This is a genomic window from Sorangium sp. So ce887 (assembly GCF_051521455.1).
Taxonomy (GTDB): Bacteria; Myxococcota_A; Polyangia; order Polyangiales; family Polyangiaceae; genus Sorangium.
The window spans coordinates 4711186-4737049 of the sequence record NZ_CP150354.1 but is presented as its reverse complement, the minus strand read 5'-3'; the positions used below and the strand labels follow the sequence as shown (position 1 = coordinate 4737049).

The 25864-nt window shown below is 69.7% G+C and carries 11 protein-coding genes; 7 read left to right on the top strand and 4 right to left on the bottom strand.

All coding sequences use genetic code 11. From position 1 onward, the window contains the following. Positions 1-14 precede the first annotated feature (14 nt). Positions 15-1097: a latent transforming growth factor beta-binding protein gene (locus tag WMF36_RS17555; RefSeq protein ID WP_437580758.1), complete on the bottom strand. Its 1083-nt coding sequence runs from the start codon at positions 1095-1097 to the stop codon at positions 15-17. 927 nt (positions 1098-2024) lie between these two features. Between WMF36_RS17555 and WMF36_RS17550 the strand changes: the two genes are divergently transcribed. Then, positions 2025-3563 carry a hypothetical protein gene (locus WMF36_RS17550; protein WP_437580757.1) on the top strand — a complete coding sequence of 513 codons (1539 nt, stop codon included), beginning with the start codon at positions 2025-2027 and terminating at the stop codon, positions 3561-3563. Between the two features lie 85 nt (positions 3564-3648). Here the strand turns inward: WMF36_RS17550 and WMF36_RS17545 are convergent, their stop codons facing one another. Further along, positions 3649-3876 carry an MYXO-CTERM sorting domain-containing protein gene (locus tag WMF36_RS17545; RefSeq protein ID WP_437580756.1) on the bottom strand — a complete coding sequence of 76 codons (228 nt, stop codon included), beginning with the start codon at positions 3874-3876 and terminating at the stop codon, positions 3649-3651. 583 nt (positions 3877-4459) lie between these two features. Here WMF36_RS17545 and WMF36_RS17540 point away from each other — a divergent pair. From WMF36_RS17540 to WMF36_RS17520, 5 genes are all read left to right on the top strand, one after another. Continuing rightward, the gene (locus tag WMF36_RS17540; protein WP_437580755.1) at positions 4460-13447 is read left to right on the top strand and encodes a neuraminidase-like domain-containing protein; all 8988 of its coding nucleotides are present in this window, start codon (positions 4460-4462) and stop codon (positions 13445-13447) included. 2 nt (positions 13448-13449) lie between these two features. Then, entirely contained in the window at positions 13450-20673 is a 7224-nt protein-coding gene (locus tag WMF36_RS17535) for a SpvB/TcaC N-terminal domain-containing protein (protein ID WP_437580754.1), read from the top strand. Positions 20674-20679: 6 nt separating this feature from the next. Beyond that, the gene (locus WMF36_RS17530; RefSeq protein ID WP_437580753.1) at positions 20680-21114 is read left to right on the top strand and encodes a hypothetical protein; all 435 of its coding nucleotides are present in this window, start codon (positions 20680-20682) and stop codon (positions 21112-21114) included. Between the two features lie 332 nt (positions 21115-21446). Then, complete coding sequence (locus WMF36_RS17525) at positions 21447-21920, top strand: hypothetical protein (RefSeq protein ID WP_437580752.1); 474 nt, start codon at positions 21447-21449, stop codon at positions 21918-21920. Further along, complete coding sequence (locus WMF36_RS17520) at positions 21917-22216, top strand: hypothetical protein (protein ID WP_437580751.1); 300 nt, start codon at positions 21917-21919, stop codon at positions 22214-22216. The genes WMF36_RS17525 and WMF36_RS17520 overlap by 4 nt, the downstream gene beginning before the upstream one ends. An 87-nt stretch (positions 22217-22303) precedes the next feature. On the opposite strand, the gene WMF36_RS17515 is transcribed toward WMF36_RS17520, so the two are convergent. Both WMF36_RS17515 and WMF36_RS17510 read right to left on the bottom strand, forming a co-directional pair. Beyond that, positions 22304-23701, bottom strand: coding sequence for a sialate O-acetylesterase (locus tag WMF36_RS17515; RefSeq protein WP_437580750.1), 1398 nt, complete (start codon positions 23699-23701; stop codon positions 22304-22306). A 204-nt stretch (positions 23702-23905) separates the two neighbouring features. Next, on the bottom strand, positions 23906-24580 hold the full coding sequence (locus WMF36_RS17510) for a universal stress protein (RefSeq protein ID WP_437580749.1): 675 nt from the start codon (positions 24578-24580) through the stop codon (positions 23906-23908). 387 nt (positions 24581-24967) lie between these two features. On the opposite strand from WMF36_RS17510, the gene WMF36_RS17505 reads away from it, so the two are divergent. Further along, positions 24968-25759 carry a CBS domain-containing protein gene (locus WMF36_RS17505; protein WP_437580748.1) on the top strand — a complete coding sequence of 264 codons (792 nt, stop codon included), beginning with the start codon at positions 24968-24970 and terminating at the stop codon, positions 25757-25759. Positions 25760-25864: the final 105 nt, after the last annotated feature.

The window sequence follows — 25864 nt, the reverse complement described above, 5'->3', positions numbered from 1 at the left end:
GGGTAAGCCACGGTTCAGCACTCGAATGCGCTGCTCGCGCCGCACGAGTAGTAACACTGTTCGCAGTGCAAGCAGGTGTCGTAGTTGTAGTAAGAATCCCGCCCGTCCGGGTACGCGTCCAGGCATTCACTGACGCAGGAGTCGTCCGCGCAGGTCACCATGCACTGGGCGAGGTAGAAGCAGTCGTCGCTGATGGTGCACGCCTCGAGCTCGTCGGCGCAGCTCTCCTGGTTCGCGCACGCGATGCACCCGCTCGTGTCGTTGCCACAGACGGCGAGGTCGTCGCAGGCGACGGAGGGGATCGTGCAGTCGACGAGGTCGGTGCCCTCATCGCAGGAGCCGGTGCCCTCGGGCTCGTCGCACACGTCGTTGTTCGTGGTGAGGCACGGCTCGCCTACCGGACAGTCGGCGCGATCGGTGCCCTCGTCGCAGAGCCCGGTGCCCTCCGGCTCGTCGCAGACGCCGTTGCTCGCCTCGGCGCAGGTCATGACCGTGCAGTCGATGACGTCCATGCCCTCGTCGCAGCGCCCGGTGCCCTCGGGCTCGTCGCAGGTCCCGTCCTGCACCGACTTGCACGGCACGAGCTTGCAGTCGTCGACGTCCGTGCCCGCCGGGCACCGCCCGGTGTTCTCGGGCTCATCGCAGATGCCGTTGCCGGTGTATGGACAGAAGGAGAGGCAGTCGGCGGGGTCGGTCCCGACCGGACATGTGTCGGTGCCCTGGGGCTCGTCGCAGATACCGTCGCCCGCGCTGGGACAGTGATCGCGATTGCTCGGCTTGAGACAGCCGAGGAGGGCCGCCGCATGGGCGTTGCAGACCTCGGCCAGGTGATGACCATCCACACACCGGCCCTCCAGGCGGACACAATCGACGTACGCCGTGTGCTCGTCCTGGCAGCGCTTCTTGGCCCGCTCCTCGACGGCCTCCTGCTCGGCCTCGCACAGCCCTTCGCTGTCCCCGGAGCAGTCCTCGCAGGCGCAGCGCGCCTCGCAGACCGTCGCGTAGGCTGGCCGCTCGCCTTCGCCGCGATCCGAGATGGCGCAGGCGGCGAAACTGCTGACGAGAGCTGCTGTGATCATCACGTGTCTGACACGCATGGGGTCTCCTCATCATCTTCTGAAGCGAGGGGTCGTCCCGCCGGGGCACAGAGCGCCGCCGCAAAGCCGGCGAGGGCATACGACACGGCTGGCGCTGGAAGCTCCAGGTCACCTTCACCTGCGCACACCGCGCTCGATCCGCCTCTCGCTTCGAATGTGACTGTAAAATTCTGCCAAAGGAAAACGGCTACCTATACCAGCTCAGAAGGCGACCGGTCAATCACCGAGGCGACGCGCGGGGCAGCGGCCAAGTGCGCGAGTGCGCGAGTGCGCGCGCCCGCGCTGAGCTCGGGCCGGGGAGAGGCGCAACGGGAGCGCGCAGCCCAGCGATCGCGCGGCGACGTGTGGCATGGGAGGCGCGCGGTGCGCTCGAGGCGGGGCGAGGTCGGCTGGAGGAGGGCGCGGTCGGGAGACGGGCGCGGCGGCGGCGGGGATCGAGGCGAGCGGCTCGGAGCGGGAGAACCCCTGAGGAAGCAAGGCGATGCGCGCGGGCGCAGGAGAGGATAAGGACGTGCGCGAAGGCGCAGAAGCAGAAGAGGAGAGGCGCGCAGGCCGTGAGGGAGGCTCGCGCGGCAGAGGAAGAAAACGATCCTGCTGCCGGCAATGCGTGCTCCGTGAGCCCTGGAGCGGACGCGACAATCCCGCGCGGTCGCCCGTCGAAAAGCTGCTCTTGGTGGTGCCGCCGCGGAACCAGGCTCGGCGCCGCGGAGGTGGAGGCGGAGTCCCCGGGTGCACTCGGCGCGGAAGAGTGGAGACGGAGTGAAAAGAGCCGTTGGCATCCGTGCCGTTTCGACAGAAGATGCGCGTGCGCCCATCGCGCTGCGGCGCCTCGCCTCCGACGGCCGGCACCGCGTCACTGGACCCCTACCGGCTGGAGAGCAGCGGATGAAGATGCGATCTTTGGTGTGTCTATTTGCACTTGGTTTGATGACCGCAGCGTGCGGCGATGACGACCCATCGACCCCCGGGAGCGGCGGCAGCGGAGGCGACGGCGGCACCTCGGCGACCAGCGGCACCGGCGGCGAGGGCGGCGGCACCGGCGGCGACGGCAACACCGGCGGCGGCGGCGGCACCGGCGGCGGCGACGGCGGCACCGGCGGCACTGGCGGCGGCACCGGCGGCGGCACCGGTGGCACCGGCGGTGGCGAGGGCGGCGGCGGCGACGGTGGCGGCGCCACGTCGAGCTCGGCGAGCACGGGCACCGGCGGCGAGGGCGGAGGCAGCGTCACCTCGACGAGCTCCGCCACCACCGGCACCGGCGGCGAGGGCGGCGGCAGCGTCTCCTCGACGAGCTCCGCCACCACCGGCACCGGCGGCGAGGGCGGCGGCAGCGTCTCCTCGACGAGCTCCACCACCACCGGCACCGGCGGCGAGGGCGGCGGCAGCGTCTCCTCGACGACCTCCGTCACCACCGGCACCGGCGGCGAGGGCGGCGGCAGCGTCTCCTCGACGACCTCCGCCACCACCGGCACCGGCGGCGCCGGCGGCGGCAGCGTCACCTCGACGACCTCCGCCACCACCGGCACCGGCGGCGCCGGCGGCGGCAGCGTCACCTCGACGACCTCCGCCACCACCGGCGGCGGCGAGCTCGGCGCCGACGGCGCTCCCTGCTCGGCGGATGCCATGTGCGCGGGCGACCTCTGCCTGCCCGAGACCTACGGCTATCCTGGCGGCGCCTGTTCAGGCATCTGCGAGGCGGACAGCGACTGTCCCGGCGGCGGCGCCTGCGGGTTCAACTCGGCGGGCGGCTTCTGCCTGGCCGCGTGCACGGAGTCGAGCGAGTGCCGCGACAGCTATGGGTGCTTCAACGGGTTCTGTCAGCCGGACTGCACAAGCGACGCGCAGTGCTCGGAGGTGGGCGCGTGCGACGAGAGCTCGGGCTACTGCGGCGAGCCGGGGAGCCCGGACGCCGCCCCTTGCACGGTCGACAGCGACTGCGCCGGCGGCCGGTGCCGTTCCGAGGCCATCAGCGGCTTTCCTGGCGGCTACTGCCTGGGCATCTGCGATCCGGAGATCGGCGAATGCGCCGGCGGCGGCGCCTGCATCCCGTCGGGCGGCGGCGGCTACTGCGACATGCTGTGCGATACCTCGGAGGACTGCCGCGCGGGCTATGCGTGCGGCACGGACGGCACCTGCTGGCCGGCCTGCACCAGCGACGCTGACTGCACGCTGGCGGGCTACACCTGCACTGACTCGGGTCGCTGCGCGCCGCCGGCGGGCGAGACCGCCGACGGTGACGCTTGCACCGCCAACGCCGACTGCGCCGGCCTCTACTGCATCGACGAGGCCGATTACGACTGGCCGGGCGGCTACTGCGTCAGCGATTGCTACCCGGAGACCGGCACTCCCTGCGACGATGGCGACGTCTGCGCCGAGGACGGCTTCTGCTACACTGGGTGCGGGGCGGACAGCGACTGCCGCGAGGGCTATGAGTGCTGGACGGGCATGTGCTTTCCGTTGGAGTGACCCAGCGACGGTGAGCGCCCCGCAGACGGCCCGTCCGATAGGACGACGGGCCTCTGCGGCCCTCTCCCTGAGGCGATGAGCCTCTTCAGCTGAGCTCGCGCCCGTCCTGGCGGCGGCGCAGGCCCGCGAGCGCGATCAGCGCGAGCGCTGCCGCCGTCGGCCCATGACCCGGGCCCCCCGCCGTCCCGCAGCTGCAGCCGCTGCTCCCGCCGGCGCCCCCGGGCGCGGCCCCGCTCGATCCAGCCGCGCTCCCGGCGCTGTCCGTGGCCGCCGTGCTCCCGCTCGATCCGGCCGTGGCGTCCCCCCCTCCCACGCCCCCCCTGCCCCCGCGCTCCCGGCGCTGCTCGCCGACGACACGCTCGGCGAGCCCTCCGCGCGGGCCAGCGCGAGGTACGCCTCGGCGAAGCGCTGGCCGAGGAGCTGGTACGCGGCGGAGTCGAAATGCCACGCATCGCTGGGCGGCCGCGGGGTGCGTGGCGGCGGACTGCCGTGATCGCGCTCCGCGTCAGCGCGCGCCCCCCTCTCGGGCTCGCCCAGAGGGCGGCTGATGCGCGTGGTTCCGGCGCTTCTCTGACACGGTGGGTCTTGCCGGCGCCGGCCGCCGACGCGAGCAGACAGGACGGCTCCTTGCGATAGCCAACGACAGCAGCGGGCATCCTTATTCCGACCTCACACCGACACGCGGCGGGCACGACCGGCTTCAGGGGTCCAGATGCCGCGACCGGATCGCACGAACATAGACGTGACGAAGATGCCATCGTCCCGGTATCGCGCCCACCATTCAACATGGCAAACGGTCACCGGCCGTATATGCTACCTCGAATTGCTCAATACCCGCACGAGCGGACGGTGAGCTTGTCGGTTCAATCCAGCAATCCACCTGCAGAGGTCATGGCATGGCAATGAAGCAGCTCGAGCAGAAGCTCACCATCATGGGTCGCGTCGTCGATATCAACAATCTCACCGGGAGCGAGGAGACAGCCGGCCTGAACAACGCGACGATCGAGGCATGGGTGAGCTCCACGCCGCCTCAGATCGTCGCCGCTGCCACGACCGATCACGTCGGTGCGTTCACCTTCGAGCTCGACGTGGCGGCGCTCCGCCCGCTCCTCGGCACCCGCCCTGTGTCGGGGTTCTTCCGTGTCTATCAGGGTAGCCAGATGCTCGTCGATACGAGAGACTCCCTGCCGTGGGGCGAGCGCTCGACCGACGTGGCGCTGCGCATCCCGGTCAACCCGGCGAAGCCGGAGGGCACAGGGTCTCCAGCGCACTTTACCGTGCGCGGGCGGGTCACCGACCCGAACGGCGCGCCGCGCGAGTGGATGATCATCTACGTGTTCGATCGGAATGTCACCGCTTCGGGAATAACGTTGACACAGCTCGGAGAGGCCCATACGGACGCCGGCGGCTTCTACCAGGTCGGCTACACCCGGAGCGAGCTCGGACGCGCCGGAAAGCAGCTCGCGGACCTCGAGGTGCACGTCTATGACAGCGAGATACAGCAGGCCGCCGGCCACCTCTGCCGCGCGCCGGCGACCGCCGTCATCGACGTGGTGATCGAGGATGGGCAGGTCCGCGCGCCGTCCGAGTACGAGCGCGCCACGGCCGCTGCCTTGCCCGCCCTCGGCTCGCTCGGCCTCGCGAACCTCGACGAGGACAGCCTCGCCCTGGTGGCCTGCAGCTCCGGCGTGAATCGAGAGAAGCTCGCCAAGGTCGCTGACGCGTCCAGGATGGCCAACGGGACCGCCATCGCCCCCGAGATCTTCTATGGCCTGCTCCGGTGGGGCCTTCCCACCGCCCGCGCGGAGCTGCTCTCGCGCGGCCTCCCGACGCTGCGTGAAGCCATCACCTGGGCGGTCGAGGAGAGCGTCATTCCGCGGATGTCCGCGGCCGCGATCGACGCGGCGCTGACGCAGCTCAAGCCCCTCGTGGTGGCGAGCGCGTCCGAGGCGCGGACCCCCGGCGCGGGATCGCTGGACCAGCTGCTCGCGAGCGCGATGCCCGCGTCGAGCGACCGGCAGCTGCTGCTCGACCATTACGTGGGGTTCGAGGGGAACATGGCCACCTTCTGGAGCGGGCTCCAGTCTCCGGTGCCGCTCTTCACGCCGAGCGTCATCAGCAACACCCAGCGAACTCTTCAGCTCGGGGCGGTGACGCGCGACCACCTGCCGCTGATCAAGAAGCTGAACGAGCAGTTTGCGTCCGGCGCGGTGCAATCGCTGAGCGATCTGGCGCGACGCGACGAGAGCGATTGGCTCGCCGTGTTCGACCAGACGGTCGACGGCTCGCCCATCGGCGTTCCCGCCAGCGTGCCAGGGGCCACGGCGCAGGAGAAGAAGCAGAACTATGCCTCGGTCCTCACCTCGACCCTCGAGAACGCCTTCCCCAGCGCCGCCCTCGCCGGTCGCCTCGCCACAGCCGTTCCGGTGCTCACCGACGCCGTTCGCTTTCTCAATGAGCAACAGGGCTTCGAGCTCGGGAAGACCCGGCTCCGGGCTTACCTCACCGGCCATTCGACGGCCCTCGCCTTCGCCGCGCAACCCGCTGTCGTGGCCGCGCAGCTCGCCGGCATGGAGAGGCTGCACAAGATCACCCCCGCTGCCTCCGAGATCAAGACCCTGATGGGCTACGGGCTCGACTCCGCCCAGAGCATCGTCCGCATGGGGCGCGTCCGCTTCACCCAGCTCGCCGGGCCCGCGCTCGGGTCGGAGCGGGCGAGCGCCGTCTACGCGAGCGCGCGCAAGGTCACGGCCGCGTCCCACGCCCTCCTCGCGCGCAACCACGCCTCGTTCAGCGGGCCGACGGCCTATGCGCTGCAGGAACATCGACCGCTCTCACAGGACGACGCCGAGCTCATCCCGGACTGGCAAACCCTCTTCGGTTCGCTGGATTTCGCTACCTGCGACCACTGCCGCTCGGTTTACAGCCCTGCCGCGTACCTCGTGGATCTTCTGCAGTTCCTCGAGCGCCAGCTCTCCACGGTGGAGTCCACCACGCCGAAGACGAGGTACAACCTCTTCGAGCAGCAGGACACCACGATCCCGGGCGGCCACAAGTCGGTCCGTGACGTGCTGCTCGACCGGCGGCCGGACATCGCCCGTCTGGAGCTCTCGTGCGAGAACACGGACACGACCGTCCCGTACGTGGACCTCGTGAACGAGATCCTGGAGTACGCCGTCGCGAACACCGCGCTCTCACCCGACGTCGCCTTCCCCGATCACATCGCGACGACCGGCGTGGCGTCCGAGCTAGCCGCCCACCCCCAGCCGCCCCCGCCGTCGCAGCAGGTCGTCTATGACAAGGCGTACGAGCTCCTCGCCGCGACGCGCTACCCGTGGCGGCTCCCCTTCAGCTTGGGGCAGGAGGAGGCGCGCATCTACCTCGATCATCTGGGCGTGCCCCGCGCCCACCTCATGGAGGTGTTCCGCCGGGGCTCCAGCTTCGACCCCGCCAATTACCGCGTCCAGCTCGCGCTCGAGCGGCTCCGCCTCTCCGAGGAGGATCGAAGGCTCCTCGCCGGCGAGCCGCCCGCGGGACGCCTCCCCGTCTTCTTCCCGTGGACGCACTGGGGGCTCTCGGAGAACGGCAACTCCATCCCTGATCCCACCGGCGCGTCGCAGAGCCCGATCCAGGGCAGCTGGGAGCAGGTGCTGCGCCACGTCGCGGTGCTCATGCACCGCCTCGGGATCACCTACGACGAGCTCACGGAGATGCTCCACACGCGCTTCGTCAACCTGACCGGGGTGCTCCAGATCAGCGCGGCGGCGGGGGCCGACCCGCTGACCAGCAAGACGTCGGAGCTGCGCATTCCGGCGCTGGAAGAGCAGGCGCTGCACCGGATGAACCGCTTCACCCGGCTGCGCCGCGCGCTCGGCTGGTCCGCGGCCGAGCTGGATCGGGCGCTCTTGCCGGCCGCCATCACGCTCGACCAGCTGCTGATCAGGCTCTCGGGCGCCGTCTGGCTGCACACCGAGCTGCGCGTGCCCGTCATCGAGGCGCTCGCCTGGTGGGGGCGGATCCAGACGCACACGGGACCCACACCGAAGGATCGCTCGCTGTACGAGCGGCTCTTCCTGAACAGGGCCGTGGTCAACCCGATCGATCCAGCGTTCCAGCTGAGCAGCAGCGGCTCGGAGCTCGCGGACACGAGCTCGACGATCGCGGCCCACGCGCCCGCCATCCTCGCCGCGCTCCGCCTGAGCGCGGCCGAGCTGGCGCTGCTCACCGACGAGGTCGCGAGCCAGGCGGCGCTCGGCGCTCCGCCGCTCGTGGGCGACGGCGCGCTGAACCTCGCCAACCTGTCGAAGCTCTTCCGCGCCGCCTCCCTCGCCCGCGCGCTCAAGCTGCCCCTGCGGGATCTCCTCGCCCTGCACGCGTTGTCGGGGAGCACCGTATTCACTACGACCGATCCGGACGTGACCCGGCGGTTTGTCGAGGCGGCGCTCGCGGTGCGCGCGACGCGCTTCGACGTGGCCCGGCTCAATTACCTCCTGCGCCACGTGGCGCAGCCCGCGAGCGGTCTGGCCCCCGAGCCGGCCCGCATCGACGCCGCGCTCGCGGATCTCACCGCCGGCCTCACCCGGATCGCGAGCGGGGCGGAGCCGCCCGAGGGCGCCGGCGAGCCGCTCTCGGCGCAGCCCTTCGTGCGGCAGTGGCTCGGAGAGGAGCTCGACCTGGACGCGCCGACGATCGAGCGGCTCGTCACGGAGACGCTCCGCGCCGAGGTCGATCCGACGAATCGCAAGGCGATCGCCGACTTCCTCGGCGGGCTAGACGGCGGCGCCGCCGCGTCCGACGCGCAGCGGCGCCGCGCCTTCGTGCGCCTCGGGAAGATCGCCGACCTCATCCATCGGCTGAAGCTCACCGCGGACGAGATCCAGTGGGTGCTCGACCCATCGTGGTTCGACCTGAACGACGTGCCTGTCGAGCCCGCTCTGGCGCCGCCGTCGCTGCTGGATGGCTGGCTGCGGCTCACCGACCTCCTGCGTGTGCGCGACGCGCTGCCCGCCGGCAAAGCTGCCCTGGCCGAGCTCTTCCGCATGCACGCGACGGGCGTGAACGCGGAGGGACAGCCGGTCGATTCGCTGGCCCTGCTGGCCGAGATCGCCGGGCGGACAGGCTGGCCGCTGGAGGACCTGTCCTCGCTCGCGGGGACGGGAGGGTGGTTCACCGCCTCGTTCGCGGTGCTCGGCCTCGATCAGCGGCTGGTGCGGCTCGCCGACGCGAGCGCCCTCCTCAAGCGCCTCGGCATGTCCGCCGCGGAGGTGCTGCCCTGGGCCGTGGCCGACGCCACGCCCGCCGACGCGCGGGCGACGGCCGCCCGCATCCGCAATGCGGTCAAGGCCAAGTACAGCGAGGAGGCGTGGTCCGCCGTCGCGCGGCCGCTGCGGGACGTGCTGCGCGAGCGCCAGCGCGGCGCGCTCGTCGATGCCCTGGTTTCCGAGCAGGGCTACGCGAGCTCGAACGAGCTCTTCGCCGAGCTCCTCGTCGACGTCGAGATGAGCCCGTGCCAGCTCACCTCGCGCATCAAGCAGGCGATCGGCTCGGTCCAGCTCTTCATTCAGCGCGCCTTCCTCCGCCTGGAGCGCGACGTCGTCCTCGACGACGAGGCGGCCCATGAGTGGAAGTGGCTCAAGAGCTACCGGGTGTGGGAGGCCAACCGGAAGGTCTTCCTGTATCCAGAGAACTGGATCGAGCCCGAGCTGCGCGACGACAAGACGCCGTTCTTCAAGGCGCTCGAGAACGAGCTCTTGCAGAGCGACCTCGACGAGCGCAGCGCCGAGCGCGCGTTCCGGGGCTACCTGGAGAAGCTCGATCAGGTCGCGCGGCTCGAGGTGATGGCGCTCTTGCCCGAGCAGAAGAAGCCGGAGATCCTGGGGGCCTCCTCCACCGCCACCGTGCACGTCTTCGCCCGCACCCGCGGCACGCCGCACATCCATTTCTATCGACGCCGCATCCGCGGCACGACCTGGACGCCGTGGGAGAAGATCGAGCTCGACATCCAGAGCGAGCACCTGTTCCCGGTGGTCCACGAGAACCGACTGCTTCTCTTCTGGGCCATGCTCGAGGAGGTCCCTAGGGACAATCAGGGCATCAGCAAGAACGGCGCTCCGCCCAGCACCGATGTCCAGATCACGCTCGCGTACAGCGAGTACGAGGACGGGAGGTGGACCGCGCGACGCGTCGTGGACGCGCCCCCGCTCCGCGTGGACAACTTGAAGTCGCCGCTGGGCTTCGGCGCGTCGATCTACTTCCGGGCCTCCTCCGAGCAGAGCCTGAGCCAGCAGTCCAGCTACATCGTCGTGGAGTGCTTCGACTCGCTGGGCGATATGGTCGAGATGGAGCCCACCTGGACCGAGAGCTTCCGGCTCGGCGAGTTCGTGACCACCGGCTGCAACGGCACGTGGCGGCTGGGCGACTTCTCCTCCCGGTACCTCACGGTCCACCGGCGGCGGCCCGGCCAGGCGATGCAGAATCGCATGGCGCTCGTCGAGTCGCCCAGGGTCGGGAACGACGGCCGGCTGTACGTGCCCGCCGGGAGGATCGCGTCGGGGACGACCAAGACGCTCACCGCGGACAGCGAGGTGCTCACGGTGCTCCGGAAGACCCCGGGCACCTTCCGGCTCGTCGTGCCGCACGCCTACGAGGACTTCCTCGCCAACGCCCCGTTCTTCTACGAGGACGGCACCCGCAGCTTCTTCGTCACGCCCGGGCCCAGGAGCTCGCCGCCACTGCAGCAGACCCATGCCACCTACATCGGCATGAGCGCGATGATGTGGTCCGACACCTCGGACATCGCCTCAGCCGAGCGCATCGAGGCCGAGGGCTGGGCGAATAGCAACTACGAACGCACGCTGATCCCCCAGATCGCTCCGCGCTACACCCTGCGCTTCGAGACGTTCCAGCACCCTTACGTCTGCGAGATGATCAGCGAGGTGCGCCGCCACGGGGTCCTGGATGGCCTGCTCAACTGGTCGCGGAGCTCGCCGCCGCTGCAGCTCAAGAGTCGTAATTTCTTCAACGCCACGTACAGCCCGACCGATGCGGTCGTTGGCCCCATACCCACTGACCGTTTCGACTTCTCTTCGGACGGCGCTTACTCGGCATACAACTGGGAGCTCTTCTTCCACGCGCCGCTGCTCATCGCCGATCGCCTGAGCGAGAATCAGCGCTTCGAGGAGGCGCAGCGCTGGTTCCACACCATCTTCGACCCGACCACCGGGTCGACGGATCCGGTGCCAGCGCGGTTCTGGAAGCTCCGCCCGTTCTACGAGGCCATGCAGGCGAACTCGATCGAGACGCTGCTCCTCGAGATCGAGGGGGGCAACCCGCAATCCGAGGAGCTCGCGCGGCAGATCGATGCGTGGCGGCGCGACCCATTCAACCCGCACCTGATCGCCCGGATGCGGCTCGCCGCGTACCAGAAGACGGTCGTGATGAAGTACATCGATAACCTGATCCGGTGGGCCGATCAGCTCTTCCGCCGTGACACGATCGAGTCGATCAACGAGGCGACGCAGCTCTACGTGCTCGCCGCCGACATCCTCGGCCCGCGCCCGCGGACGATCCCCCCGCGCGCGAGCACCGCTCCCAGCACCTACCGCGAGCTCGAGCCGCTGCTCGACGCGCTCTCGAACGCGCTCGTCGAGATCGAGTCGTTCGTCACGCCGATCGTCGGCGCCGGGGGCGACGAGGTCGAGGCGATGGTCCTGCCGACCACGCTCTACTTCTGCGTGCCGCCGAACGACAAGCTCCTCGGCTACTGGGACACGGTGGCCGATCGCCTGTTCAAGATCCGCCACTGCATGAGCATCGAGGGGGTCGTGCGGCAGCTGCCGCTCTTCGAGCCGCCCATCGATCCGGCGCTGCTCGTGCAGGCGGCGGCGGCGGGGGTGGACATCACGACCGTGATCAACGACATCAGCGCCCCGGCGCCGCACCACCGCTTCCAGGTGCTGCTGCAGAGGGCGAACGACCTGTGCACGGAGGTCAAGTCCCTCGGAGCGTCGCTGCTCGCCGCGCGCGAGAAGCGCGACGCGGAGGCGCTCGCAGCGCTGCGCGCAGGGCACGAGGTGCAGCTGCTCGGTACCCTGCGGCAGGTGAAGGAGACCCAGGTGACCGAGGCGCGCGAGTCGCTCGCGGCGCTGGGCGCGGGGCGCGAGGTGGTCAGCCGCCGCCACGCGTTTTACCGCGACGTGGAGTACCTGAACACGTGGGAGGGCGGTCACCTGTTGTTGAGCGGCACGGCCACGATGGCGCAGGCCATCACCGAGCTGGTGATGGCCGGCGCGGCCGCCGCGCATGTGCTGCCCACGATGACGGCGGGCACGGCCGGCATGTCCAGCCCCGTCGCCCTCTCCACGACGCTGGACGGCAGCAAGCTGGGCGCGTCGGCGGAGGCCGGCGCCAAGGTCGCGTCCGTCGCCGTCGCGCTCCTGCGCGAGGCGGCCACGATGAGCGCCACGATGGGCGGCTACAAGCGGCGCTGGGACGACTGGAAGCTGCAGGAGGATCTCTCGGCCCGCGAGCTCGCGCAGATCGACCGGCAGATCGCCGCCGCCGAGCTGCGCGTGGCGCTGAGCGAGAAGGAGCTCGAGGCGCACGACCTCCAGATCGAGCAGGCCCGCGAGACGCAGGCCTACCTGCGCGACAAATTCACGCGCGACGAGCTCTACGACTGGATGGCCGGGCAGGTCGCCGCGGTGTACAGGCAGGCGTTCCAGCTCGCCTACGACACGGCCAGGCGCGCCGAGAGGGCGTTCCGCTTCGAGCGCGGCGTGAGCTCGTCGTCGTACATCCAGCTCGGCCACTGGGACAACCTGCGCCAGGGCTTGCTGGCCGGTGACCGCCTGAGCCTCGACCTCAGGCGCCTGGAGCTCGCGTACCTGGAGCACGACCGGCGCGAGCTAGAGCTCACGAAGCACGCGTCGCTGCTCCTGCACGATCCGGTCGCGCTCATGACCCTGAAGTCGACCGGCTCGTGCGTCGTCACGCTCCCGGAGGCGCTGTTCGACATGGACTACCCGGGCCACTACATGCGTCGCATCAAGAGCGTCAGCCTCACCTTGCCGTGCGTGACCGGGCCGTACACGGCGGTCAATTGCACGCTGAGGCTCGAGTCGAGCAGGGTGCGCTTCAACCCGGACGCGACGGGCGATTATGCGCTTCAGCCGGAGACCCACGTCGCGCAGGGGTTCACGCCGGTCCAGTCGATCGCGACCAGCCACGCGGACAACGACAGCGGGATGTTCGAGCTCAACTTCCGCGACGAGCGCTACCTGCCCTTCGAGGGCGCCGGCGCCGACTCCACGTGGCGCCTGGAGATACCGCACGAGGATCAGGCGTTCGACATCGACACCCTCTCCGACGTGGTCATTCACCTGCGCTACACGGCCCGCGACGGGGGCGTCCCGCTGCGCAGCGCGGCGCGCGCCGCGCGCAACGAGTGGCTCGAGAGCGTGGCGGTCACGCCGCTCGCACGGATGTTCAGCCTGCGCCAGGAGTTCTCCGTCGGCTGGCAGGGCTTCCTGGACGAGGCCGGGGATCACACCCTGGAGCTCGCCCTGGGCCCCGAGCGATTCCCGTTCCAGCTCCGGAACAGGGAGCTCAAGATCGAGCGGGTCGAGGTCTATGTGAAGCTCAAGCCCGGGAAGACGCTCTCGTTCGCTATGCACCTGCAGCCTTCCCCCGGGGGCCTCCAGGTCATCGATCTCGAGCTTCCGTTGGGCAGCACGGGTCTGGTCCGCAGCGAGAAGTCTTGTGGTGGCGCGAGGACAGGGACCTGGATGCTGTCGGCGCAGGGCGCCGCTCCGGCGGCGCCTGCCGCCGAGATCGACGACATCGTGCTGATCGTCCACTACACGACAGCTTCAGGGAGCGAGTGACCATGAGCCATCGAGATCCCGAGCGCGATCCGCAGGCAAAGCCCGGCGCAGCTGCTGCGCCCACCAGCTCAGGCGCGCAGGAGGCCAGCGCGCACGCGCTGAAGGCCGTGGCGCCGCCCGCCCCATCCCTCCCGAAGGGGGGCGGCGCGATCCGGGGCATCGGCGAGAAATTCGCCGTCAGTGCCGCGACGGGCGCCGGCACGGTCCAGGTGCCGATCGCCACGAGCCCAGGCCGCGCCGGGTTTCATCCGGAGCTGTCGCTCGTGTACGACTCGGGCGCTGGAAACGGCCCCTTCGGCGTCGGGTGGCGGCTGTCCGTGCCGCAGATCACCCGCAGGACCGAGAAAGGGCTGCCGCGCTACGAGGATGCGCAGGAGTCGGACGTGTTCGTGCTCTCCGGTGCCGAGGACCTGGTGCCGGCGCTGAGCGACGACGGCACGCGCCAACGTCATGACGACGGCGACGAGGTCGTGGAGCGCTACCGGCCGCGCGTCGATGGGGAGTTCGCGCGCATCGAGCGCCGCCGGCACCGGACCACCGGCGCGATGCACTGGAGGGTGACGACCCGCGACAACCTCACGAGCGTCTACGGGCGCTCGGAGGGCGCGCGGATCGCCGATCCGGAGGCGCCGTGGCGCGTCTTCTCATGGCTCCTGGAGGAGACGCGCGACGACCGTGGCAACGTGATCGCCTACGAGTACAAGGCCGAGGACCTCGCGGGCGTGACGCGCGCCGGGCCGCACGAGGCGCACCGGCACGCGGGGCTCTCGGCGATCGCGAACCGCTACCTCAAGCGGATCCGCTATGGAAACGTGGCCCCGGGCGACGCTTCATCGATGCTCTTCGAGGTGGTCTTCGATTACGGCGAGCACGACACGGCGGCGCCGACCGTCGAGGACGTGAATGCCTGGCCGTGCCGGCAGGACGCGTTCTCCACCTACCGCGCCGGCTTCGAGATCCGCACCTACCGGCTGTGCCGGCGTGTGCTGATGTTCCACCGGATGGCCGAGCTCGGGCCCGCGCCTTGCCTGGTGAGAGCGACGGATCTCGCGTACGAGGACAGCCCGGTGCTCACCCGGCTCGCGTCGGTAACGCACGCGGGGTATCTCCGTGACGCAGAGACGCTCGCGTACACGAAGTCGTCGTATCCGCCGCTCGAGCTCGGTTACTCGCTGCCGGAGCTCCAGACCGAGGTGAAGGAGCTGGACAGGGCCAGCGCAGCCGACATCGCCGGTGCGCTCGAGGGCGCGCATCAATGGGTCGACCTTGACGGCGAGGCGCTCCCCGGGCTGCTCGTGCGCAGGAACGAGGCGCTCTTCTACAAGCGCAACCTGGGCGGCGGCTCGCTCGGACCGGCGCTCCCCTTGCCTACCCGGCCGTCGCTGAGCCGCGGCGGTCTGCAGGTGATGGACCTCGACGGCGACGGCCGGAAGGAGATGGTCTTCCTCGAGCGGCCGGTGGCGGGCTACTTCGAGCGTGCCGACGGAGACACCTGGGCCCCGTTCCGGCAGTTCGCGGCGCAGCCGGTGCTCGACTGGGCAGATCCCGATCTGCAGCTCATCGACCTGAACGGCGACGGGCACGAGGATATCCTCCTCGCGCAAGGCGAGGTGCTGGTCTGGTATCCATCGCTGGCGAAGGGTGGATTCGACAGGCCCATCACGCTGCAGGGCCCGCGCGACGGGGAGAAGGGACCGGCGCTGGTCTTCGCCGACCGCACGCAGACGATGTTCCTCGCCGACATGAGCGGCGATGGGCTCACCGACCTGGTCCGCGTCCGGAACGGCAGTGTCTGCTACTGGCCGAACCTCGGGTACGGCCGGTTCGGGGCGAAGGTGGAGATGGCGAGGGCGCCCTGGTTCGACCATCCCGACCAGTTCGACCCGCGCCGGATCCGGCTCGCGGACGTCGACGGGTCGGGGACGGTCGATATCCTGTACCTGCACCGAGAGGGGGTGCGCATCTACGGGAACGAGGCGGGCAATGCGCTGGCAGCCCCGGCTCAGGTCCCGCTGTTGGTGGACCCTGGTGAGCTCTCCTCGGTCGTCGCGCTCGACCTGCTCGGCACCGGGACGGGGTGCCTCGTGGGGTCGAGCCTGCTGCCAGGCTCGGCGCGGGCGCCGCTGCGGTACATCGACCTGCTCGGCAGCAAGAAGCCGTATCTCTTGACCTCGGTGAAGAACAACCTCGGGCTCGAGACGCGGCTCGCGTATGCGCCGTCGACGAGGTTCTACCTGGCCGACCGGGCGGCTGGCCGACCGTGGGTGACGAGGCTCCCGTTCGTGGTCCATGTCATGGAGCGCGTCGAGGTGTACGATGCGGTCTCGCGGCGCCGCTTCGTCACCACCTACGCGTACCACCATGGCGACTACGACGGTGCGGAGCGGGAAATGCGCGGCTTCGGCATGGTCGAGCAGCTCGACACCGAGTCGTTCTCGGCCTTCAGCGGCGCAGGCTTCACGCCGCCCCCGGCCAACGCCGATCCCGAGCTGCACCTGCCGCCGGTGCGCAGGAAGTCGTGGTATCATACCGGCGCCTGGGTTGAACGAGGAGCGCTCTCGTCGCAGTACGAGAGCGAGTATTACGCCGGCGATGCAGGCGCGGCCCGCCTGGCCGACACCCTGCTCCCCGTGGGCCTCGCCGCCATCGAGATGCGCGAGGCGTGCCGGGCGCTCAAGGGGCGCCTCCTGCGCGAGGAGGTCTATGCCATCGACGGCTCGGCGGAGGAGCCCCACCCGTACCTCGTCGCCGAGCACAGCTATTCGATCCAGCGGCTCCAGCCCGCCGTGGGCGATGCGCACGCCGTGTTCTTCACCCATGCGCGCGAGGCGCTGGAGTACCACTACGAGCGCAACGCGAGCGATCCGCGCGTCAGCCACGCGCTCACGCTGGAGGTCGACGACCACGGCGCCGTCAAGCGGGCCGCGCAGATCGGGTATCGGCGCAGGGCCGCAGGGTCGGCATTCCCCGAGCAGGTGCAGGGCAAGGCGGTGCTGACGGAGCGCGAGGTGGCGCACCTGGTCCCGAGCGAGGGCGGCGCGCACCGGATCGGTGTCCTCCTGGAGAGCCGGACGTACGAGTTGCACGGCCTGCCGCTCGGCGAGGAGGGCGTGCTCTCCTTCGAGGCGGTGCTCGCCGCGGCCAGCGCCGCGACCCAGCTCGCCTACGACGGCACGCCCGACGGCTCGTTCCAGAAGCGCCTCTTGCAGCAGGCGCGCACGACGTACTGGCGCGACGACCTCGCTGGGCCGCTGCCGTTTGGTCAGGTCGAGGGCAGAGCGCTCGCTCACGAGAGCTTCGCGAAGGTCCTGACGCCCTCGCTGCTCACGTCCGTGTTCGGGACCCGCGTCACGAATGCCATGCTCGCCGAGGGCGGCTATGTCCAGCTCTCCGGCGATCCGGACCACTGGGTGCCCTCGGGGCGCGCGGTGCCCTCGGCGGCCCACTTCTACTTGCCGACGACGTTCATCGATCCGTTCGGCAACGCGTCGCAGGTCCTCTACGACCCGTATTGCCTGGTCGTGACGGAGATGACGGATCCGCTGAACAACCTCGTGGAAGCCGTCCCCGACTACCGCGTCCTCGCTCCGTGGCAGCTCACGGATGCGAACGGCAACGTGAGCGAGGTGCGCTTCGACGCGCTGGGGAGGGTCACGCTGCTGGCGGTGATGGGCAAGCCGGGGGCCGGCGATGGCGACCCGCTCGGGGATCCGACGGCGACGTTCGCGTACGATCTGGAGCGATTCCAGCTCACCGGCAAACCGAACGTGATGCACGCGCGCGCCCGCGAGCAGCACGGACCGGGCAACCCGCGCTGGCTGGACACGTACAGCTACTCGGACGGTTCGGGCAACGAGGTGCTGCGCAAGGTGCGGGCGGAGCCGGGGCTCGCGCCCGAGCGCGACGTGAACGGCGCGCTGGTGCACGACGCGCAGGGCAACCTGGTCTTTTCGCACGCGACGTCGCGCTGGGTCGGCACCGGGCGCACGGTGCTGGACAACAAGGGCAATCCGGTCAAGCAGTACGAGCCGTTCTTCAGCGCGACGGAGGAGTACGAGGACGAAGCGGAGCTCGTGGAGTGGGGGGTCACGCCGATCCTGCGGTACGATCCGCTCGGCCGTCTCATTCGGACCGACCTGCCGAATGGCACGTTCTCGCGGGTGGTGTTCGATGCGTGGAAGCAGACGTCGCAGGATCCGAACGACACGGTGCTGGAGAGCGCGTGGTACGCGGCGCGCCAGGCGCTGCCGGCGGGCGACCCGGAGAGGCGCGCGGCGGAGCTTGCGGCCGAGCATGCGGGGACGCCGGCGGTGAGCCACCTGGACGCGCTGGGGCGGGGGTTCCGCGCGGTGGCGGACAATGGGGCCGAGGGGGAGTACGTCACCCAGACCACGCTCGATATCGAGGGGCGGCCGCTCGTGATCACCGACGCGCGCGGCAACGAGGCGATGCAGCATCGCTTCGGTCTGGGCGGACAACTGCTCTACCAGAAGAGCAACGACAGCGGCGAGCGGTGGATGCTGGCGGGCGCGACGGGACAGCGGCTGCGCGCCTGGAACGGGCGGGGATTCGTCTACCGCTCGTCGTACGATGGGGTGCGCCGGCCGACGCACGAGCACGTGCAGCTGGGCTCAGGCAGCGAGCGGCTCGTGAGACGCTACGTCCACGGCGAAGCCCACCCGCAGGCGGCGGCGCTGAACCTGCGCGGTCGGCCGTACCAGGTGTATGATGGCGCGGGTGTGGTGACGAGCCAGGCGTACGACTTCAAGGGCAACGTGCTGCAGGCGTCGCGACGGCTGCGCAGCGATGTGCATGCGGACGCCGACTGGTCGGTGCTGGCGGGGCTGACGGATGTGGCCGCCATCGCGACAGCGGCCGACCCGCTGCTGGAGGTGGAGAGCTTCGGAACGCAGACGGCGTACGACGCGCTGAACCGGCCGACGAGCGTGACGGCGCCGGATGCGAGCGAGGTCAAGCCGACGTACAACGAGGCGGGGCTGCTGGAGCGGGTCGAGGCGCGGATTCGCGGCGCGGTGACGTGGACGACGTTCGTGGACGACATCGATTACGATGCGAAGGGGCAGCGCGAGCGGATCGACTATGGCAACGGCACCTTCACGGCGTACACGTACGATTCGCTGACGTTCCGGCTCTCGCGCTTGAGGACGACGCGGAGCGCGGACAGCGTGGTGCTGCAGAACCTGACGTATGTGTACGACCCGGTCGGGAACATTGTGGAGATCGGGGACAGCGCGCAGCAGACAGTGTTCTTCAACAACGATGTGGTATCGCCGAGCGCGCAGTATGTGTACGACGCGGTCTACCGGCTGATCGAGGGGACGGGGCGGGAGCACGCGGGCGGGCTGTCGGACGCGCCGCGCGACCAGAACGACCTGCCGATTCAGTCGCTGCCGCACCCGAACAACGCGCAGGCGCTGAGGAACTATACGGAGCAGTACGTCTACGACGCGGTGGGCAACCTGCTGAGGATGGTGCACCAGGCGGGCACGGGAAGCTGGACGCGGTGGTATGCGTACGAGGAGACGGTGAATAACCGGCTGACGAGCACGACCGGGGACCCGGAGCACGGGCCGTTCAGCACCTATGCGCATGACGCGCACGGCAACATGACGGCGATGCCGCACATCACGGCGCTGACCTGGGACGAGAGCGACCAGGTGCGGAGCACGGATCTCGGCGGCGGCGGCGATGTCTATTACGACTACGACGCTGCGGGGCAGCGCGTGCGCAAGGTCTGGGAGCACAACGGGCTCGTGGACGAGCGCATCTACCTCGGCGGTTACGAGGTGTACCGCAGGCGCAGCGCGTCTGGGCTGGTGCTGGAGCGGCAGACGCTGCACGTGATGGATGGCGCGCGGCGGGTGGCGATGGTGGAGACGAAGACGGTCGACACCTCGGGGCCGTTCACGGTGACGCCGCGGGTGAGGTATCAGCTCGACAACCACCTCGGGTCGGCGTCGCTGGAGGTCGACGGGGCGGGGCTGGTGATCGGCTACGAGGAGTACCATCCGTACGGGACCACGGCGTACTGGTCGACCAGCAGCGCGGCGGAGGTGAGCCAGAGGCGGTACCGCTATACGGGCAAGGAGAAGGACGAGGAGACGGGGCTGTATTACCACGAGGCGCGCTACTACGCGCCGTGGCTGGGGAGGTGGACGGCGGCAGATCCTGCGGGATTGGTGGATGGGCCGGGGTTATTCACGTACACAAGGGGCAACCCCATTGGGAGAACGGATCCGACGGGGAGGCAGAGCAACGAGATCGTTCGGATCGACGAGAACACCATCGCGCATTTCGGCACGGGAGATATTGCGCACCGTAGCGAGAACTACATTGAGCGCTACAACCCGTCAGTCGACGACCGGCAAGTTGTGGCCTTCGCTGATGATCCGCTTACTGCCAAACCGGCCTCGAAGGAGGTCGTCCGTACCGGAACCACAACCGTTGAGCGGTCGGTACCTACTCAACCTCCGGCAGGTCCCCCGCCCGATGCTCCGTCGACGCCTACCCAACCTCCGGCAGGTTCCGCGCCCAATGCTCCGGCGATGGGCGAGCTTGTCGGGAGCTTCTTCCAGGGGGTCGCGAGTGAACTCCTCCCCTCCATGCCGAAAACTCCGGGGGAGGCGGCCGTCGCTCTGGCAACCCTCGCCGTCGCCCCATTCGTCGCCCCACACTTTCTGTTGTTCTCCGCCTTCAACGCAGGTCAGAACGCCTCGGCGGCCTCCGACCCTCGCCTCGGTGCTAGGGAACGAGCCGAGGCCGCTGGGAGGGCCACGGCCGGTGCCGGGAACATTCTACTGACTGTTGCGGGGGTTACGGGCTTACGCATCAACCTGCTCAAGCCAGGGGTGCAGTCCGGGGCGGAAGCTGCACACGTTGCCAGTGGCGGCATGAATATCAGGACGTTTCTCAAGGATCCGCCGGCGATCTGGGGGAGAACAGCTCAAGACATCGCCGACGCCTTCGGGACCGCCGGATACTCGACGACCGTCAGGGGCTCGCTTCGTGGGTCGCGAGCATCGACGATCGTGGAAATATCGGAGCACCCATCCATCAATCAGATTCAGGTTCATCCTGGCGGCGGAAGGCACGGCGGTGCTTACTACAAAATTTCTACATCGACCGAAGGGACGATCAAGATTATAGACCCGGAGACGTATCTTCCTACACCGAATGAAAATGCAAGGATAATTCATAGGAGGTGATTGTGTGTGAACACTAACGAAAACATGATGCGTCTAAAATGGAGCATTCAGGCGCTCGCCGCTCCGGCTGGAAAGCAGATTCAACTGTTTCCCAAATTTGTCTGCGTTGCGGACGAGCTGGCGATTGACTTCGAGGAGGCGCTGAGGGCAGTCTCGAAAGTAGAACCGTCGGGTACAGCTGAGGAAGAGGAGGATGAAGCGTCGCAACTCGCGCAAGAGCTAAGTTCTGTGCAGAGAGAGGCGATTGATGCAGTGGACAAGCAGCTTGAGAAGATGAGCGGCCCAGAGCACGCCGAAATGTGGACAGACGATGCTCTGTACAACAGTATTGAGTGGGCACGAGTAAGGCATCTCGCCACTTTGGCGCTCAAATCCATAGGGTGGGCGAGTGAACTGCCGCCGCAGGGTCGAGCCACCTACGTTGGCCCTCCTGATGACTGATGGCAAAGTCTGAATGAGGCCAGCTTGCTGTTCTCCACCTCTTACCCACGAGGCACCAGAAGGGAAGGCGGTAGTGCCGCCGGTCGCGCCAGCCCGACACTCGCGCCAGCCGTCCACGTCGAGTAAATAACCTGAACCCAGCGCGATCCGGACCACCGGGTGAGCGTATCCACGTTTTCTGAGGTCGCCATTGAACGAGCCCAATGGGACGCGGCGCGTCAGATAAGCAAAGCCTCGCCGGGAGCTCTCCATGCTAACCACTTCTGGGCGCGTACTCACTCTACAACTGGGAGCTGTTCTTCCACGCGCCGCTGCTGATCGCCCTGCGGCTGATGCAGAGCGGCCGGCACGCGGAGGCGCAGCGCTGGTTTCACTTCATGTTCGACTCGACCACGGGCGATCCGGCCCCGCCGCCCGTGCGCTTCTGGAACGTGCGGCCGTTCCGCGAGAACAAGGATCTCGCCTCGATCGAGGACGAGCTTCGGGAGCTGCCGGGCTCGCAGCAGGGCCGGATGGCCAGGCTGATGGGCGCGCTCCTGACGAGCCAGGACGACGAGCCGGAGAAGCTCGATCTCGTCGCGCAGATCGCGGCGTGGCGGAAGGACCCGTTTAGTCCGCACCTCATCGCGCGGATGCGGCCGATCGCCTACCAGAAGGCGGTGGTGATGAAGTACGTCGAATCCCGGCGGGCGACGGCGGCTTCTGCGACATGCTGTGCGCGACCTCGGCTGAGTGCCGCACGGGCTATACGTGCAGGGACAACCTCTGCGAGCCGGACTGCACAAGCGACGCTCAGTGCCTGGTGACAGGCGCCACGTGCAATGAGGACTCGGGTCGCTGCACCGCGCCGGCAGGCGAGGGCGCCGACGGTGACGCTTGCACCGTCGACAGCGACGACTGCGCCGGCCTCTACTGCCTGACCGAGGGCGATGGCTTTCCTGGCGGCTACTGCGTGAGCTCGTGCGCCCCGACGACCGGCGAGGGCTGCGTTGGCGGCGGCGTCTGCCTCACGAACGGAGCCTGCTTTGCCGAGTGCGCGGCGCACGGCGACTGCCGCACCGGCTATGAGTGCTGGGAAGGCACGTGCTGGCCGCCGGAGTGAGTCAGCGACGGTGAGCGCCCGCAGACGGCCCGTCCGACAGGACGACGGGCCTCTGCGGCCCTTTCCCGGAGGCGATGAGCCTCCGACTCAACCGAGCTCGCGGCCGCCCCGGCGGCGGCGCAGGCCGGCGAGCGCGATCAGCGCGAGCGCTGCCGCCGTCGGCCCGTGACCCGGGCCCCCTGCCGTCCCGCAGCTGCAGCCGCTGCTCCCGCCGGCGCCCCCGGGCGCGGCCCCGCTCGATCCAGCCGCGCTCCCGGCGCTGCCCGTGGCCGCCGTGCTCCCGCTCGATCCGACCGTCGCGCCCCCTCCTCCCGCACCTGCGCTTCCGGTGCTCCCGGCGCTGCTCGCCGCCGCCGTGCTCCCGCTCGATCCGGCCGTGGCGCTCCCTCCTCCCGCACCTCCTGCTCCCGCACCTGTGCTTCCGGCGCTTCCGGCGCTCCCGGCGCTCCCGGCGCTGCCTGTGGCCGCCGTGCTCCCGCTCGATCCGACCGTGGCCCCCCCTCCCCCCGCGCCCCCGCTCCCGGCGCTGCTCGCCGACGAGGCGCTCGACGAGCCCGCCTCGGCGGCCAGCGCGAGGTACGCCTCGGCGAAGCGCTGGCCGAGGAGCTGGTACGCGGCGGAGTCGAAATGCCACGCATCGCTGGGCGGCCGCGGGGTGAAGTCGTCCGTGTCGACCCACGCGACCCGAGGGTCCTCCTCGGCCACGGTCACCTGCGCCGCGCGCACGGCGTCGATGTTCGCCTCCTTGCCGGCGGCGATGGGCCCGCCGTTCGCGGGGTAAAGGTTGTCGCTGATCCGGCCGAGCACGACGGGGAGCTCGGGGACGCCGAGATCCGCGCGGACCGCCGCGATGAAGGCGCGCAGCGCGTCGCCGTAGCGGAACGCGGCCGACCACCCCGCCTCGTTCTCGCCCTGCATCCAGAGGAGCGCGGCGATCTCGACGTCGTGCCCCTCCGACTCGAGCCGCGCCAGGGCGTTGTCGAGCCGCGTCGGCTCGTCGGGGTAGCGGAGGGCGCGATCGCCGGCATATGTCGCGGAGTCGAGCTTGCCGAGGAGCGCATGGTAGAGCTGGGATTTGTAGAGCACCTCCGGATCCGGCGCGAGCCCGCGCCCCCAGTGGTCGACGAGGTTCGTGCCCCCCTGCGCCATCTTCACGATCGCGATCCGGTGCTCGGGGTACGCCGCCGCCATCGCGCGGCCGAACGTGATCTCGGGCCCGTAGCGTCGCGCCTCGCCCTTCGGCTCGAGCGGCCCCCAGTCGGCGCTCGTCGCCGCGGCGTACGGCCCCCCCGTGCGCGCGTCGGGGTTGTGGTGGTCGTACCAGATGTCGGGCTGGCTCTGGATCTCGGCCGGAAGAGCGGCGCCCACGCCGAACCCGACCATGTTGGACTGGCCCGCGAGGACGAACACCTTCACCGGCTGCGCCATGGCCGACGCGGAGAGGGACATCACGCCGGCCGCAAGGACGATGCAAGACCGCTTCATGACACGCTATATCCTCCGCGCACCGCGCAACGTCAACACGCCGGGGGGGGGCGCCGCCGCGCGCCGCGGGAGGACGGGTCGACGAGGGAGAGCAGAGACGGCGATTCTCGACGATGAATGCGTCGTTTTCCCGTTCCCGGCGCATGCACAGGGAGGTCAGGCGCTGCCTGGCAGGTGCGCAGTCCCGCCGAGCTCGCCTCACGGTCACATCCCTTCCGGCGTCGCCTGATAGGCAGCGCTCGACGCCGCGTAGACTCCGTTTGTCGCGTACGAGTAGCGGTGCGGCCGGACATGGTGCTCCGAGTGGCGCGCGCACCAGAGCTCGGCGCCGCCGGTCTCCTCCCGGCGCTTCACGCACTCCGGGCAGGGCGGCTCGATCTCGGGCACCCGGCCGGCGGTCGCGTGATCCTTGGGCCGCATGATCCACACCGGGCAGCGCGCGAGCCGGGCGACGCGCTCGGCGACCGAGCCGAGGAGCAGCCGTTCGAGCCCGCGGTGGCCGTGCGAGCCGACGACCACGAGATCGGCGTCGAGGTCGGCGGCGAGCTGAGCGATGTTCCCGGCCGCATCGCCGCGCCGGAAGTGAACGACGACGCGCTTCAACCGCCTGCCGTCGAGCTTGCCGCCCATGGCGCCGACGCGCTCGGTCGCGCGCAGCTGGAGCTGATGGAGCGCCGCCTCGGGCGTGGTGGCCGCCACGGGCACCCTCGAGAGCCCGATGCCGACCCAGCTCTCGGGCTCGACGTGGACCGCATGCACCTCCGCGTTCTCGCGGCAGCAGGCGGACTCGAGCGCCTGGTCGAGCGCACGGTTGCTCAGATCCGAGAAATCGACTCCGACGACGACAATGAACCGACCTGTTGCGCTCACGCTCGACATGACATCCTCCTCACCCTCGTTGCCAGCCACCCGGGCGGATGGCTCCGCTCTGCCCGGCACTCCGCCGGGCACGCTGCACGGACGTATTCGACGCACGCGACGTACTCGACATATTCGACGTATTCAACGTACTCGCACGCTCCGTGCCACGCGTTCCGGACGTCGGAAAGCGGGCCCTGGCGCGCGGTGGGCGCGGGCTCCCTCGCGAGCGGGACGCAGGGCGTGCATGCCGTTCGTCGCGGCGCAAACGGCGCGCGGCGGCGCGGATGCGGCCGCGGCATTTCAGGGCCGCCTCGGCGTTCCGGGGGATCTCGGGCGTGGCACGGGCGGTGCTCATCCGAGGGAGCGCCTCGAGCGAAGGTCGCGGAGGCGAGCGGAGAGATGACGATGACGACCCTTGGACCGATCAACGGAGAGCACCCCATCCCGCGCCACGCGCTCCGCAGCACGCGCATCGTTGGAGACGACGGCGAGGACTCGGTCGTCGCGACCGTCTACTGTCCGTTGAAGGAGCGCTCGGCCACCGTGCCGGAGTGCGAGTCGTGCACTCGCTTCCACGCGCTGCACTTCGACGCGCCGTCGCGCAGGACGTCCGTCGTTTGCGATACCGGCCAGTGGACCTCGGAGGTGAAGAGCGCGGATCCGCTGGCCGGCGTGAGCGACCACGTGAATCCGGCGGCGCCGCTCGCCGGCATCATGACCCGGGACGTCCTCTGCGTCCGGCCGGAGGTCACCGTCGACGAGATCACGGCCCTGCTCGTCCGCCACGAGATCAGCGGGATGCCGGTCGTGGATGCCGACGGCAAGCCGGTCGGCATGGTGTCACGGGCCGACCTCCTCCGGACAGCGCAGGAGCGCGGCGACACCGAGGAGTCGGAGCGGGCGACCATGCACCTCGATGAGGTCGCCCCGCTCGACATCGAGCTCGCGCAGGGCTTCCACGTGTACGAGCCCGTCAAGGTCACCGCGCGCGACGTGATGACCCCCGTGGTGGTGCAGCTGCACGAGAGCGCGAGCATCCGTCAGGCGGCGTCGCTGATGGCCTACGAGGGCGTGCACCGGCTGCCGGTCGTCTCGGACGACGGCAGGGTGGTCGGCATCCTGTCGTCGCTCGACGTGCTGCGGTGGTTCGGGCGGAGCTGCGGATACCTGATCCCGCCGGCGCGCACGCGGGTCTGAGGGGAGCGCGAGGGGTTGGAGGGCGGCCGTCCGCCGGGGGGTGGCCTAATTTGCCCCGGAGCGAATCCCATGAAGGCGGGAAGGCAGGAATATCATTGATCTTTT

Excerpts from the sequence above, each read along its gene's own strand:
- WMF36_RS17555 (WP_437580758.1), bottom strand. The coding sequence starts at position 1,097 with ATGCGTGTCAGACACGTGATGATCACAGCAGCTCTCGTCAGCAGTTTC.
- WMF36_RS17550 (WP_437580757.1), top strand. The coding sequence starts at position 2,025 with ATGACCGCAGCGTGCGGCGATGACGACCCATCGACCCCCGGGAGCGGC.
- WMF36_RS17540 (WP_437580755.1), top strand. The coding sequence starts at position 4,460 with ATGGCAATGAAGCAGCTCGAGCAGAAGCTCACCATCATGGGTCGCGTC.
- WMF36_RS17535 (WP_437580754.1), top strand. The coding sequence starts at position 13,450 with ATGAGCCATCGAGATCCCGAGCGCGATCCGCAGGCAAAGCCCGGCGCA.
- WMF36_RS17525 (WP_437580752.1), top strand. The coding sequence starts at position 21,447 with ATGCAGAGCGGCCGGCACGCGGAGGCGCAGCGCTGGTTTCACTTCATG.
- WMF36_RS17515 (WP_437580750.1), bottom strand. The coding sequence starts at position 23,701 with ATGAAGCGGTCTTGCATCGTCCTTGCGGCCGGCGTGATGTCCCTCTCC.
- WMF36_RS17510 (WP_437580749.1), bottom strand. The coding sequence starts at position 24,580 with ATGTCGAGCGTGAGCGCAACAGGTCGGTTCATTGTCGTCGTCGGAGTC.
- WMF36_RS17505 (WP_437580748.1), top strand. The coding sequence starts at position 24,968 with ATGACGACCCTTGGACCGATCAACGGAGAGCACCCCATCCCGCGCCAC.